Origin of the sequence: Alkalibacillus flavidus, assembly GCF_040545925.1 — a bacterium.
Lineage (GTDB): Bacteria > Bacillota > Bacilli > Bacillales > Alkalibacillaceae > Alkalibacillus > Alkalibacillus flavidus.
This window is the reverse complement of record NZ_JBEPMX010000003.1, coordinates 30,805-44,981: the sequence shown is the minus strand read 5'-3', so window position 1 is coordinate 44,981 and position 14,177 is coordinate 30,805. Positions and strand designations below refer to the sequence as shown.

The following is a 14,177-nucleotide window of genomic DNA, read 5'->3' as shown; positions in this document are numbered from 1 at the left end:
TGACAGTTTTAGGGTCAGCCAAATTCATTAAAATATACATCCGGTTCAATCACGAATTGAATCGCTTCAAATACCACGCATCCATTGCATTATGATCAGACCCTTCGATCGGCTTAGGCAATGGTTCAAATCCTAATTTCTCATATAAACGATTCGCCGCTTCTAATTTCGTCGATGTCTCGAGATAACACGCGTCGTAGTGTTTATTCGCAAACGTAAGCGCGACATCCATCAATTGCCGCGCGAGACCACGACCTTGTGCTTCGGGCGCGACGTACAGTTTTTGCAATTCACAAATGCCGTTTTCTCGGTCAAATGGTCCTATGCCGACACCGCCGACCACTCGTCCATCACCGTTTTCAGCAACCCAATAGGCCGCATCGTCATCAGCTTCATAAAACTGCGTTAAGTTAGACAGCTGTGGGTCAACGTAGGCGGTGCCAGGAATATCAAGTCCATATGATTCCAATGACGATTTGATGATATGTTCAATCGTTTGATTATCTTTTGTTTCAATTTCGCGAATATGCATGAGCTCACCTCGATTGTGTCGTTATAAAAAAACGTACCAACAAGATCATCTTATCGGTACGTTTAGTGTTAGTTGTTTATATTTTTGACTAAGTGGCGTGAAAATTCAAGTGGTTTAAAAATTAAACTCAACCGCTTTTGTCCAAAAAGAGTCATTTACACTTGAATATGCGCATCACGATTAGCGTATTGATTCACGGGACCCACGTATTGGTTCAGCTTCCATGATGACTCAATCGCGTTCGTAATAAATTGTTTAGCAAAGTAAACGGCTTCTTCTGGCGTGCTGCCGTTTACAATCGCCGATGTGATTGCGGATGCAAACGTGCAACCCGCGCCGTGATTGTAAGGTGTATCAATAACATCATGTTCGATTAACGTGAATTCGTCGCCTGCATAATAAACGTCAACAGCGCGGTCACCTTCGACTTCGCTACCACCTTTAACGACGACGTGTTTCGCACCAAGTTCATAAATGCGTTGTGCAGCTTCTTTCATCTCATCAATCGTTGTTATATTTTTCATATCGGCGAGCTGGCCAGCTTCAAAAAGATTCGGTGTCGTGATTAACGCTTTCGGTACTAAAATGTCGCGTAATGCTTTCGCGTTTTCTGGGTAAACCGGTTCGTCTTGTCCTTTGCACGCTAAAACAGGATCGACTACAGCGTCGAGATTATATTTATCAATCGTGTCTGCGGCAAATTGAATAATATCAGTCGACGGAAGCATGCCTGTTTTCATAATATCAACACCAACACCATCTAAAATCGTTGATGTTTGGGCTTTGACCGTGTCCAAATCAATTGGATAAACGTCGTGTGCCCAATGATTGTGCGGGTTTTGCGCCACGATTGTTGTGAGCGCCGTCATACCGTACACACCGTTTTCTTGATACGTTTTCAAGTCAGCTTGAATGCCAGCGCCACCGCTCGTGTCTGATCCAGCTAAAACAAATACTTTTTTCATCGGAGATCCCTCCACCATATCGTAATCATTCCATATGCATTTTATCGTTATTTTGCCGTTTTGCCAACTCATTTAATGCGTCGTTTTGACTGTATCGCCGTGAACGATGTGCTCATCTTCAGAGTCGTGCACGTCACTTTGTTTCGATTTGGTTAAAAGTAACGCAATACCGCTTGCGACGAGCAAGGCACTTGTCACGAAAAAGACGCTCGAAATCCCGTAATAACCAGCAATGACACCACCCATAACAGGGCCGATCACATTGCCTAAAAAGCGTAAGCTCGTGTTATAACCGAGGACTTCACCTTGAATCGCAATCGGTGCAGCTTGCCGGATATAGGCCATACGAATCGGGATAATCCCGCCAAGGGTTAAACCGAGTAAGAACCGCACAATGACGAGTTGCCACACTTCAGTTACAAGTGCTCCCGGGAAGTAAACGATGCCGGCTAAAAAAACGAGTAAGATTAAGATTTTATCATAGCCGACTCTGTCAGCGATAATCCCCCAACGACGCGTCATCAGTAGATTCCCTAAACCTGTAATCGAAAAGGCGATCCCTGAAATGAACGCGAGGTTCGCAGGTCCGTTTAATTCCTCAACGTATAACGCCAAAATCGGCTGAACAGAAAAGTGGGCGATTTGAATAAACATTGATATGACAAGTACCGCTAACAACATGGGATGACGCACGATGTGTAAGAGTACTTCTTTTTTCGAATAACTTTGTTTTTCTTCTGCTTCGGCTTCTAAGCGGGTTTCTTTTAACGCAAATAACACGAGTAACGCTGCGATGAGTAAGGCACCTGAAATAATCTGGAACGCTTGGGCAAAGCCGATCCAGTCGGCTAACGAACCGCCGATTAATGGCCCCATTAACGTACCTGTCACAGTTCCTGTCTGTAATGTGCCCATGACCCGACCGGAAATATGTTTCGGTGTTTGCGTGGAAATAAGCGCTTGGGATGTCGAGATGAACCCAGCGAAAACACCCATCACGAGACGGAGTATAAACAGCTGAATAACCGAGTCGACAAAGCCCATCGTAAACACGCACACAGTTAGGCCAAACGCCATCACAACCAAAATCGGTTTACGACCGAATTTGTCACCAATTCGGCCCCAAATCGGTGAAAAAATAATAGCTGTTAGAAATGTAATCGCAAATGTCCAGCCAGCCCAATTTGTCACGTATTCTTCAGAAAAGTTGCCGAATGTATCAATGTAAAGCGATAAAAATGGCATCACCATTGTCATGCTGCCCGCAATAAAAAAGTTGGCAAACCACATGATTGCCAAATTCCGCTTCGCTAACTGATCTTGCTCCAATGTGTACCCTTCTTTCTCCTTAACCTTTCGCAATCCGATTATTTCGATACACTAAATATAGCAAACGATTCGTCAAATGTCGAGCCTTGTGTTTATTTAGTCTTACCCAAAAATAAAACGCCAAAACACGAGGTCTTGGCGTTACACACGCGATAATACGCGCGGTTTGACAGGCATTCGATCAGAAAAGTTACAGTCTGTTCCAAATATATCTTCTGGGGTTCCGGTTTCGACAATGTTCCCTTCACGTAATACGACGATCCGGTCTGCTAAGGCTTGTGAATCATCTTGGTCGTGTGTGACAAAAATCGACGTCACGCCAGCTGCTTTAATAATGCGGCGCAACTCTTCTCTAATACGAATTTGTAAGTCTGCATCAAGGTTACTGAATGGTTCATCGAATAAAAGGAGTTTCGGTTTAGGTGCGAGCGCGCGAGCTAGCGCCACACGTTGTTGTTGACCACCACTTAATTCAAACGGATAACGTTTACGGTAATCTTCTAGTCCAACGAGTTCTAACACTTCATGAATGCGTTCTTTTTTATCTTTACGCGGCCATTTTTGCAAGCCAAACTTCACATTATCTTGCACCGTCATATGCGGAAATAAGGCATAATCTTGGAACACCATGCCAATCCCGCGTTTTTCGGGCTGGGTGAACTGTGAGTTACTGCACATGCAGTGGTCGCCTACCATGATATTACCGTTCGTTGGCATCTCCAACCCAGCGATCAAACGTAAAATCGTACTTTTGCCACTGCCTGATTCACCTAAAATCGAAATAATTTCACCCTGGTCAATCGTCAGGTTAAAATCATTTATCGTATGATCTTTCGCTTGAGGGTACTTAAATGCCAAGTTTCGAATGTGTACAAACATTAATCAGGACTCCTTTTCTAAAACATGATGAAACACATAAATCGCAATGCCACTGACGAGAATAATGAGAAGCGACGGCATGGCCGAACGCTGAATCATTTCATCCGTTGCGTATTGGAATGCTTTCGTCGCTAACGTATCAAAATTAAACGGTCGTAAAATGAGTGTTAGCGGTAATTCTTTCATAATATCGATGAACGCGAGGATGAAACCACCAAAGATTGCCCCGCGAATCAGCTTCATATCGACTTTGAAAAACGATTTCGTCACGCTCATACCGAGCATACGCGATGCTTCTGTGAAGTTCGTGCCAATTCGTTCAAAGCCCGATTCTATAGAATTGTATCCGACTGCTAAATACCTAATAACATAAGCGAAAATCAACATCACGATGCTCGTGCTTAAAACGAGGGTCGGCTCAAACCCGAGCCATTCGTAAAAACCGAACAACTGTCGGTCAATGGCGGTGAACAATGTCACGACACCAACGGCAATAACCGCTCCAGGTATAGAATAACCTAAAATCGTCACTTTAGGAAAGGTTTTTGCAAGTAAGCCGCGATTGAGACGTGAGAAATTACTAATAACGACCGCCATCACAACAATTAAGATGGACGCGACAAAGGCAACGAAAACGGAATTGCCGATCAATGACCAAAAGTCTTGTTCGAAAAACTGCTCGTATGCCATCGTCGCCCAGTAAATGAGCTGAATCACTGGAATGATAAAGCCGAGTGAGAAAATCGTCATACAATAGGTGAAGACGAGCCATTTGGTTTTACCTTCTAAACGGGTTGGTTTTAATAATTTAACTTTGGTCGTCGTAAAACTATAACGGCGACGCCCGCGCATAATACGCTCAACGACCAAGATCGCTAAGACAATCAACATTAATGTCCCCGCTAATTTTATTGCTGAATTTAAATCACCCATTCCAAACCACGTTTGAAAAATTGCTGTCGTAAACGTCTGGATACCGTAATATTTCACCACGCCGTAATCGTTTAACACTTCCAAAATCACTAAGCTCACACCCGCAATCATCGCAGCGCGCGAGATAGGGAGGACGACACGGAAAAATGTCCGCCACGCATTACTCCCTAGCAATCTAGCATTTTCGACAAGCGCCGTTGACTGTCTCGCTAAAAACGCTTTCGTAATCGTGAAGACGTAAGGGAATAAGAAGATCGTTAAAATGAAAATAGCGCCAGGCATATTCATGATATTGAAATAATCTTGATTAACCGTGACGTCGAATTGATCGCGCAATGTCGTTTGAATGACACCCGTATAATTTAAAATGCCATGATACGTGTAAGCACCAATATAAGGGGGGATTGCTAATGGAAGAATCATACCCCATTGGAAAAAACGACGCATCGGAAAATCATAGGCTGAAATTAACCACGCTAAACTCGTCCCGATGATTAATGTGAAACCACCGACAAATACGACGAGCAACAGCGTGTTTTGGATATAGTTTTGTAACATATACTCTTGAATATGTTGCCAGTTATCGTTAGGCTCACTAAATAACTGTACGATAATCGATATATTCGGCAAAATGACAAATAAAGCAAAGACGATACTTAAAATTGTCCATATATTAGTATAAGTCTTAAGGGTGCGAAGCCATTTCAAATAGACACGTCCTTTTATAGTTTAACTGCCAACTTCTATCGTACATGATAGTGGCTCAAAAACAAAAGCAAGAAAACCGCCTCACGACATGAGACGGTTTATCGTTTGTTAAGTTGTCACAAATTACTTCCAGCCTACCTCATTGAAAATGCGTACGGCTTCAGCATTGTTTTCACCTAAAGTCGATAGGTTAATGTCTTGTGTTTCGAAGTCTCCCCATTGTTGTAACGTTTCAGCTGGTTCGACGTTTGGATTAACGGGATATTCATAGTTAGCACTTGCGAATTGTCCTTGGACATCTTCACTTGATAAATGTTCAATTAACGCGATTGCGTTTTCTTCGTTAGGCGCATTAGCCGCTAAGCCAGCACCACTGACGTTGACGTGCGCTCCAGTTGAGTCTTGGTTAGGGAAGAAGACACCTAATTGTTCAGCGACTTCGACTTCTTCTTCGTCATCTGAATTTAACATACCGCCAAGATAGTACGTGTTCATAATGGCAACGTCACCTTCACCAGCGACAACAGCTTTGGCTTGGTCACGGTCACCGCCTTGTGGTGAACGAGCTAAGTTATTCACAATACCTTCAGCCCAAGCTTTTGCGTCCTCACGACCATTTAATTCGATGAATGATGCTAATAATGACTGGTTATAAATATTTTCAGAAGAACGGATTAACACGCGATCTTCCCATTCTGGTTCCGCTAATGCTTGATAGGTTGATAAATCACTCTCGTCAACACGCTCTTTGTGATACGCGATGATACGTGCGCGTTGCGTTAAGCCGACCCATTCGTTGTCACGGTCACGTAAATTCTCTGGTACATTCTCATTAATCGTGTCGCTTTCGATTGGTTGAAGGAGACCTTGATCCTTCGCGCGGTGGAGGCGACCAGCGTCCGCTGTAAAGAAGATGTCAGCTTCTGATGCTTCACCCTCACGGTTCATGCGTTCGATTAATTCGTCAGCACTGCCGTTGATTACGTTGACTTCAATACCTGTTTCATCAGTGAAAGCACTGTAAATCTCATCGTCAACATCATAGTGACGACTTGTGTAAATGTTGACTTCACCAGCGTCTTCGGAACCGCTTGCTTCGTTGTTAGATGATTCGTCGTTTGCTGTTTCCTCTGATGAACCGTCGTTCTGACTCTCATCCGTTTCTTCGCCACCACAAGCAACTAAAATTAGTGCTGTGAGTGCGAATAATAAAGCTAAAATACCTGTTTTCTTGTTGAACATGTTAAGCACCCTTCCTTTTATTTCTAATTGAAAATGATTATCATCGCCACGATTTCTATTTTACTGAAAATCATTCTCAAGTCAATAGTTTTTGATAATCTTTTTTTGAAGGCTTTACTAAAGTCCGTTTTTGATATTGTGATCCGCTGCAGGTGGACGCTTCCGACGACCCGGACGGTCTAGTGTCAACGTTGGCCACAGGACGTGGCTGGTTTTGGTCGACCAGGAGTCGCCACCTTCGCTTCTCACAATTCAATAACTCAGTGCTACTATTATTTTAAAATCAACATTGAACATTAACAAAGCCTTTTTAAGAACATAAGAACACCTCTTGATTAACAAAAAAAACCTATTCTCAATTGGAATAGGCTTTGATCAATTCAATTATACTTGTTTATCAAAATCGAATAAGTCACCGGATAAGTAGCGTTCACCTGAGTCAGGGATGATCGCGACAACGACTTCACCCGGCTGCTTGCGTTTAGCCACTTCAATCGCGGCATAGGCTGAAGCCCCAGCGGAAGTCCCGACTAAAATGCCTTCCTCACGCGCGAGACGACGCGCTACGTCATACGCTTGATTGTCTTCGATTCGGAAAATCTCATCATAAACGTCTTGGTTCAATATGTCCGGCACGAAACCAGGGCTTGTGCCGACGAGCTTATGCTTGCCAGGTTGTCCGCCTGATAAAACAGGGGAGCCAGCTGGTTCGACGACGTGAACGGACATATCGTCATACACTTTTTTCAATTCTTCACCCGTACCTGTGATGGTACCGCCCGTGCCAGCTGTCGCGACGAAAGCGGATAAAGGTTTGCCTAGTTCATCCATTGCTTCGACAATTTCTTTCGCCGTCGTGTGACGGTGCGCATTGGAGTTGGCTTCATTTTCGAATTGCATTGGCATAAAGCTATTTGGAATTTCATCTAGCAATTCCTTTGCTCGTCTGATCGCACCAGGCATTTTCTCGTCACCAGGTGTTAGCTCAACGCGTGCACCGTATGCTTGTAATAAGTTAATGCGTTCTTTCGTCATTGTATCTGGCATGACGAGAATCGCATCATATCCACGGGCTGCAGCATTCATCGCCAAGCCAATCCCTGTATTACCACTCGTTGGCTCAATAATCGTAGAGCCTTCTTTAAGATGGCCCGACTTTTCCGCTTCGACCATCATGTTGTACGCGGCACGGTCTTTGACACTGCCGCTCGGGTTATAAAATTCCAACTTCAAATATATATCTGCACCGTCAGCAGGGTTAAGTTTATTTAATTTAACTAGCGGTGTATCGCCAATTAAATCGGCAATATTATTGACTATACGCATGCATGTCACATCCTTTGTTTAACTATTGTGCATTCCTTAGTTTAGCAATAGGTTTTTAAGACATTCAAGTTTTACGATTTATTGATGCCATTTAAAACCGATCGCTGTCGCATCATCTGAGTGGATTTGGTTTTCGGAAACATATTCAACAAATTTGAAATACTTATCAAACCCGTGTGGAACCTCGTTCGTATCGATTTGTTCATAAATGCCATCTGTCATTAAATAAAGGGCATCACCTGGATTAAGTGTCATTTGGTGTTCAGTAAACTCCATTTCTTCTTGTAACCCAATGAGTGGGCCAGGCACTTTTTCGCCGATCGTTTCACCGTCTTTTTCGTAGGCGAAAAAGTTAATGCCTGCTGCGACATACGTCATATCGCCTGTATTGAGATCAATGTCAGCGCAGAAGGCCGTTGCGAAATAGGCCGATGGGAAAATTGGTACGCACGCTTTGTTGACCCATTCGACTTTTTCTTTAACGGTTAAATTTTCCCGCGAGATTTGGTTGAATAGCAAGTTGATCGTACTCGTTTGAAGCGCGGTCGCCACGCCATGCCCCATCATATCGATTAGATAGATGAACAAGCGATTTTGGTTATGGTCAAAGTCATACCCGTAGCTATCACCGCTAACATAATTGCTCGCTTCGTGTAAAAACTGTAATGTGAATTGATCGTTTTGAATGTTTGGCTGTAATGACTCTTTTTGCAAACGCCCTGCATACTCGACATCTTTTTGTAATTGCAAACGATCGCGAATATCTTCACCGATCGCGACGATGCTTGATGGTGTGCCGTCAGCCCCGCGCAACGCTAAGAAATTCCATTGAAACGGTAAATATTCGTTTTCTTTTGAAATAAGTGTGCCTTCAAATGACAAATTACCTTGGTTAAATGTCGCGTCAATGATCGGCGATAACTCTTCTGTTTGAATGAGTTCAGTAATCGGTTTGTTCATTAGTTCGGTTAACGTATACCCCGAAAATGGTAACAGGCGGCTGTTAGCGTTGTGTATTTGCCCTTTATTATCAAGCATAATGATGAGTTCAGGTAACGCGTTAAATAGTCGGTCTTTTTCAAACAATTCTTTGACTAAGCCTTGTTCGATATGTTTGCGCTTCGTAATATCTTGCTGAATACCGATGAAATATGGAATGTCCCCGCTGTCGTCTGTGATTGGGTTAATAATTAATTCATTCCAGAAAGGCTCACCGTTTTTACGATAGTTTAATATTTCAGTATGGATGGGTGTTAAGTTTTGAATGCATGATCGTATGTAGTTAATCGTTCCTTGATCGGTGTCGTCGCCTTGTAGCATTTTGCAATTATACCCAATCACTTCGTCTGGCTCGTACCCGGTCAATTCAGTAAATGCTTGGTTGACGTATATAATCGGATTGTTTGGTTGTTTGGCATCAGTAATGACAATCGAAGACGATGAGTGTTCAATGCCTGCGGTTAAATAAGCATTTCGCTCAAGCAGTTCGTTAATCGACTTTTGTTGGTCGGTTAAGTCTTGAACTTTTTGTTTGACTTCGATTTCTGTCATCGCCCAGTTTGCGAGCTTTTCCAGTTGGTCAAATTGGTCTTCGGTTAGATGGTTAGGTTGGGAGTCTAAGACACATAATGAACCAATAATATGTCCGTCGCTTAAGCGTAATGGCGTACCAGCGTAGAAACGAATCAAGCCTTCAGTAACGAGTGGATTGTTTTTAAAACGTGAGTCTTCTAGAGCGTCTTCCACTTGGAAACGCTTGTTTTCAATAAATAAATATTGGCAAAACGATTTATCTCGTGTCGTGCCACCGTCTTTTTCTAATTGGTCAGGCAAGCCAATACATGATTTAAACCATTGCCAATCTGAATCGACGATGGTGATGAGAGCCATTTCTAAGCCGAACATACTTTTGGCGAGTTCGGTAATGTTATCGAACGGATCTTCTTGACAATCTAATTCTAAATTGAGTTGATGGATTGAACGCAGTCGGTCTATTTCTTGATTGATATCAGGATAAACGATTTTAGGCGACTGGAGATGTTCTTTCCATTCTGCAATTTTATCTTTCACACATTATTCCCCCAAAAAATATCTAAGTTTATTTTATCATAAAATGATGGGCGATACGTCGTTTATGTTAAGATTAAAAGAAAAAGGGGATTGAGCGATGAGTTACCGAGATGAGCAAGGCATTCATACCGATTTTAAAGAACGCATGACGTATAGTGATTACTTAGATTTGGACGCGATTTTGAACAGTCAAAACCGCTTGTCGGACCATCATGATGAAATGTTATTTATCGTCATTCATCAAGTGAGTGAATTGTGGATTAAGTTGACGCTTCACGAATTAGAAGCGGCCGTGCAGTCGATTCAAGAAGAAGACTATCAACCCGCGTTTAAAATGCTTGCGCGCGTGTCGAGTATTCAAAATCAAATCATTAAAGCGTGGGATGTTTTATCGACGATGACACCGAGTGAGTATTTAGGTTTCCGCGACTACTTAGGCAACGCATCAGGTTTTCAATCGTATCAGTATCGTTTAGTCGAATTCGCGCTAGGTTATAAAACACCGCATGTTTTGAAAATTTATGAAAAAGATCCCGAGTTGAAAGCGCGCTTACAAGAAGCTTACGAAGCACCTGGTTTGTATGATGTCGCGATTCAAGCCTTGGCGAAAGAAGGGTTCGAGATTGATCAATCCGTACTCGAACGCGATTTAACCGAAACATACGAAGCGAATGACAGCGTGGAACGAGCGTGGATTGAGGTGTACCGCGACCCTGAGCGCTACTGGAATTTATACCAACTCGCTGAAAAATTAGTAGATATCGAAGACTGGATGCAACAATGGCGCTTCCGTCACATGAAAACCGTCGAACGCATTATCGGTCACAAACAAGGCACAGGCGGCTCATCGGGCGTTGGCTATTTGAAGCAAGTGCTCGATCACTATTTTTTCCCAGAACTGTGGAATGTGCGGACGTCGTTGTAAGGTTTTTTCGCAAATTGGGAGAGTCATTTCGAGTTGATACGGCGAATTTTGGATGCGATACGGCGAAATTTTTGTCCGATATGGCGAAATCGCGCTCACATACGGCGAAAATCACAGTTTATACGGCGAACACACATATCATTCGATAATGAAAGACCCTCTAGTGCTCTAACTAGAGGGTCTTCGTTATGTTTGTAGCATTTGTTGTTTGATTTTTGCGTTTCGTTCATTGAAAACGTCGTTATGTGATGAAACCATGGCTTGTCCATTGGCGTCTGGCGAAATGAATTGTTTTGCTTGGTTGACGGCGTTGGCTGCGTCTTGAAATGCGCCAGCAATGAGATTCAGTTTACCATCATGTTTTAAAATATCTCCTGCAGCATAAACGCCGGGCACAGACGTTTCGCTCATTGCGTTCCCGTCGAGAAAGTAATCGTCTACCATGTCTAAATTCAATTCGCTGTTTTGAAGTAATTCCGCATCCATTTCGTAGCCATGATTGACGATGACTTCATCGACAGCCACTTGTTCGACTTCGTTTGTGTTTTGATTTAATACCTCGACGTATTCGATCATTTGTCGGTCCGGGCAGGGGACGAGGTTAGCGATGCATGAGTTGAATAAACATGTTGCATTGCTGTTCATCAATTGATCAACTTGCGCTTCGTGGCCCGATAAGTGATCTTTACGGCACGTGACGAACACCTTCTTGGCGATTGGTTCGAGTTCATTGGCCCAGTCTATCGCAGAATTGCCGCCGCCTGATATCATGACGGTTTTATTTTGGAATCGTTCCAATGATTGAACCGTATAATTCAAGTTCGATACCTCATAACGATCGGCATCTTTTACTTTAAGTTTTTGAGGTTTCAAAATTCCGCTACCGACAGCTACGATTACCGTTTTCGAGAAGTGCTCAACTCCTGAGCTGTCGTTTAAAATAAATAAATCATCATCCGTCTGTTTGATGGTCATGATTTTTTCGCCATGAACAACGGTCGGATTGAATGTTAACCCTTGTTCGATGAGTTGATGGATAAATTTCTCACCTGTAATGGGGGGTTGTCCCCCGACATCCCAAATCATTTTTTCAGGATAAACATTTACTTTCCCGCCTAACGTGTTTTGGTACTCGATGATTTTAGTCTTCATTCCGCGCAACCCACTGTAAAACGAAGCATATAAACCAGCCGGACCACCGCCGATAATTGTAACGTCATATAGTTCACGTGCCATTAAAGCTCACCTCTTATCAAATGTTGATAATCATTATCAATAAATCGTAACGGATAATAGAATGTTTTTCAACCTTTATCATTACTGTTATAAAAGGATTTTTGGTTATTTTATTTTATAACTAGAAGCCGAATTTAATTGAGAATGGGTGTTGACATTCGGTTTGAATGTGGTTTAATAGGGGATGTTATGATAGTGATAATCATTCTCAGCGAAGGTTAGGAGAGGTGTTCTGTGCGAGTGAGAGGCGAGCAGTTATTAGTCGGTTATGATGACAATACCGTGCTGGATCATTTAGATGTTCAAATCCCTGAAAGGCAAATAACAGCGATCATTGGGCCCAATGGTTGTGGTAAATCGACGTTACTAAAAGGGTTAACACGTATTTTGACGCCAAATTCAGGCCGTGTGTTGTTGGACGGGGAGGATATTAAAAAACAAAAAACGAAAGATGTTGCTAAAAAAATGGCGATCCTTCCTCAAAGCAACGATTATGCGAACGGGCTCACGGTAGGTGAACTCGTGTCTTATGGTCGTTTTCCATACCAAAAGGGATTTGGGCGTTTGAGTGACGATGATGTAGAGTCGATTGATCAAGCGATGAAATCGACTGGGGTTTTAGAGTTCAAACATCGCCCGGTTGATGCGTTGTCAGGTGGACAGCGACAACGGGTTTGGATTGCGATGGCGTTAGCGCAAGATACAGAGATGATTTTTCTCGATGAACCGACGACGTATTTAGACTTAGCTCATCAGCTAGAAGTATTGGAATTGCTGCAAAGCTTGAATCAACTAGAAGGTCGAACAATTGTGATGGTGCTTCACGATTTAAATCATGCAGCACGTTTTGCCGATTACATCATTTCGATGCGTGATGGCTCGATTGTAAAAGAAGGACGTTATGATGACGTAATACAAGCTGACGTTTTACGAGATGTATTTGATATCGATGCTATTGTTGGCCAAGATCCACGTACAGGAAAACCGATTTGCCTAACTTATAATTTAATAAAAGGGGAGAATACAGATGACAATCAAACGATTAATACCATTTCTCATGATCGCCGTGCTTTTGCTAATTAGTGCGTGCGGTAACAATAATGATGAGGAAGGTGCGAATGCTGAAGAATCGAATGAATCGAATACAGAAGAAACGAACGATGATGCAGATGAATCTAATCAAGAAGCGTCTAGCGAGATGAGAACGTATGAATCGGAAAATGGACCAGTTGAAGTACCAGCGAATCCAGAACGCGTCGTTGTCTTATCGACATATACAGGTAATGTGCTGTCCCTCGATACGAATGTTGTAGGTGCTGACGCTTATTCAATGAGTAATCCACGTTATGAAGAACATTTAGACGGTGCAGAAACAGTAACGTCTGAGGATTTAGAAAAAATTATTGAATTAGATCCGGATTTAATTATTGGATTGTCGAGCGAAAAGAATCTTGATCGACTACGCGAAATCGCGCCGACAGTCACTTATACGTATGGCAACCTAGGTTACTTAGAACAACACCGTGAAATTGCAAAACTATTGAACAAAGAAGAACAAGCGAATGAGTGGATTAATGATTTCAAAACGCGTGCACAAGAAGCTGGTGAGGAGATCAAGGCTGAAATTGGCGAAGATGCCACGGTGACCGTAATCGAAAATTTTGATAAACAGCTTTATGTCTTCGGTGATAACTGGGCGCGCGGAACAGAAATTTTGTATCAAGAGATGGGTCTGAAAATGCCTGAAAAAGTAAAAGAAATGGCGCTTGAAGATGGTTTCTACGCCTTGTCATTCGAAGCGTTACCGGAATATGCAGGCGATTACATTATTTTTAGTAAAAACTATGATTTAGATAACTCGTTTGAAGAGACAGAAACATTCCAAAACATTCCGGCTGTTAAAAATGACCGTGTCTTTGAAGCGGATGCGAAAGAATTTTATTTCAATGATCCGATTACACTTGAGTATCAGCTAGAATTTTTCAAAGATCATTTTTTAGGTGAAGATGAGTAAGTTATGAAGGCGGGTATG

General features: G+C 42.6%; 12 protein-coding genes. 3 read left to right on the top strand and 9 right to left on the bottom strand.

Going from position 1 to position 14,177, the window contains the following annotated elements:
* Positions 1-49: 49 nt before the first annotated feature.
* The 8 genes from ABID56_RS04140 to ABID56_RS04105 form a co-directional block, all read right to left on the bottom strand.
* Positions 50-532, bottom strand: coding sequence for a GNAT family N-acetyltransferase (locus ABID56_RS04140; RefSeq protein WP_354219357.1), 483 nt, complete (start codon positions 530-532; stop codon positions 50-52).
* Between the two features lie 155 nt (positions 533-687).
* Positions 688-1,497, bottom strand: coding sequence for a bifunctional hydroxymethylpyrimidine kinase/phosphomethylpyrimidine kinase (gene thiD, locus ABID56_RS04135; RefSeq protein ID WP_354219356.1), 810 nt, complete (start codon positions 1,495-1,497; stop codon positions 688-690).
* Between the two features lie 72 nt (positions 1,498-1,569).
* The gene (locus ABID56_RS04130; RefSeq protein WP_354219355.1) at positions 1,570-2,826 is read right to left on the bottom strand and encodes an MFS transporter; all 1,257 of its coding nucleotides are present in this window, start codon (positions 2,824-2,826) and stop codon (positions 1,570-1,572) included.
* A 141-nt stretch (positions 2,827-2,967) separates the two neighbouring features.
* Positions 2,968-3,705 carry an ABC transporter ATP-binding protein gene (locus ABID56_RS04125; RefSeq protein ID WP_354219354.1) on the bottom strand — a complete coding sequence of 246 codons (738 nt, stop codon included), beginning with the start codon at positions 3,703-3,705 and terminating at the stop codon, positions 2,968-2,970.
* A gap of 3 nt (positions 3,706-3,708) precedes the next feature.
* Positions 3,709-5,346, bottom strand: coding sequence for an ABC transporter permease (locus tag ABID56_RS04120; protein WP_354219353.1), 1,638 nt, complete (start codon positions 5,344-5,346; stop codon positions 3,709-3,711).
* Between the two features lie 123 nt (positions 5,347-5,469).
* Positions 5,470-6,588 carry a Fe(3+) ABC transporter substrate-binding protein gene (locus ABID56_RS04115; protein ID WP_354219352.1) on the bottom strand — a complete coding sequence of 373 codons (1,119 nt, stop codon included), beginning with the start codon at positions 6,586-6,588 and terminating at the stop codon, positions 5,470-5,472.
* A 384-nt stretch (positions 6,589-6,972) separates the two neighbouring features.
* Positions 6,973-7,914: a cysteine synthase A gene (gene cysK / locus ABID56_RS04110; protein WP_354219351.1), complete on the bottom strand. Its 942-nt coding sequence runs from the start codon at positions 7,912-7,914 to the stop codon at positions 6,973-6,975.
* Between the two features lie 78 nt (positions 7,915-7,992).
* On the bottom strand, positions 7,993-9,984 hold the full coding sequence (locus tag ABID56_RS04105; protein ID WP_354219350.1) for a PAS domain-containing protein: 1,992 nt from the start codon (positions 9,982-9,984) through the stop codon (positions 7,993-7,995).
* Between the two features lie 97 nt (positions 9,985-10,081).
* Here ABID56_RS04105 and kynA point away from each other — a divergent pair, with 97 nt between their 5' ends.
* Positions 10,082-10,909, top strand: coding sequence for a tryptophan 2,3-dioxygenase (gene kynA / locus ABID56_RS04100; RefSeq protein ID WP_354219349.1), 828 nt, complete (start codon positions 10,082-10,084; stop codon positions 10,907-10,909).
* A gap of 186 nt (positions 10,910-11,095) precedes the next feature.
* Here kynA and ABID56_RS04095 read toward each other — a convergent pair whose 3' ends face one another.
* A complete protein-coding gene (locus tag ABID56_RS04095) occupies positions 11,096-12,145 on the bottom strand; it encodes an NAD(P)/FAD-dependent oxidoreductase (protein WP_354219348.1) in 1,050 nt (349 codons plus the stop codon).
* A 234-nt stretch (positions 12,146-12,379) separates the two neighbouring features.
* Here ABID56_RS04095 and ABID56_RS04090 point away from each other — a divergent pair, with 234 nt between their 5' ends.
* Positions 12,380-13,228, top strand: coding sequence for an ABC transporter ATP-binding protein (locus ABID56_RS04090; protein WP_354219347.1), 849 nt, complete (start codon positions 12,380-12,382; stop codon positions 13,226-13,228).
* Positions 13,173-14,159: an iron-hydroxamate ABC transporter substrate-binding protein gene (locus ABID56_RS04085; protein WP_354219346.1), complete on the top strand. Its 987-nt coding sequence runs from the start codon at positions 13,173-13,175 to the stop codon at positions 14,157-14,159. Before ABID56_RS04090 ends, ABID56_RS04085 begins: the two co-directional genes overlap by 56 nt.
* The last annotated feature ends 18 nt before the right edge of the window (positions 14,160-14,177 follow it).

Excerpts from the sequence above, each read along its gene's own strand:
- kynA (WP_354219349.1), top strand. The coding sequence starts at position 10,082 with ATGAGTTACCGAGATGAGCAAGGCATTCATACCGATTTTAAAGAACGC.
- ABID56_RS04115 (WP_354219352.1), bottom strand. The coding sequence starts at position 6,588 with ATGTTCAACAAGAAAACAGGTATTTTAGCTTTATTATTCGCACTCACA.
- thiD (WP_354219356.1), bottom strand. The coding sequence starts at position 1,497 with ATGAAAAAAGTATTTGTTTTAGCTGGATCAGACACGAGCGGTGGCGCT.
- ABID56_RS04140 (WP_354219357.1), bottom strand. The coding sequence starts at position 532 with ATGCATATTCGCGAAATTGAAACAAAAGATAATCAAACGATTGAACAT.
- ABID56_RS04085 (WP_354219346.1), top strand. The coding sequence starts at position 13,173 with ATGACAATCAAACGATTAATACCATTTCTCATGATCGCCGTGCTTTTG.
- ABID56_RS04125 (WP_354219354.1), bottom strand. The coding sequence starts at position 3,705 with ATGTTTGTACACATTCGAAACTTGGCATTTAAGTACCCTCAAGCGAAA.
- cysK (WP_354219351.1), bottom strand. The coding sequence starts at position 7,914 with ATGCGTATAGTCAATAATATTGCCGATTTAATTGGCGATACACCGCTA.
- ABID56_RS04095 (WP_354219348.1), bottom strand. The coding sequence starts at position 12,145 with ATGGCACGTGAACTATATGACGTTACAATTATCGGCGGTGGTCCGGCT.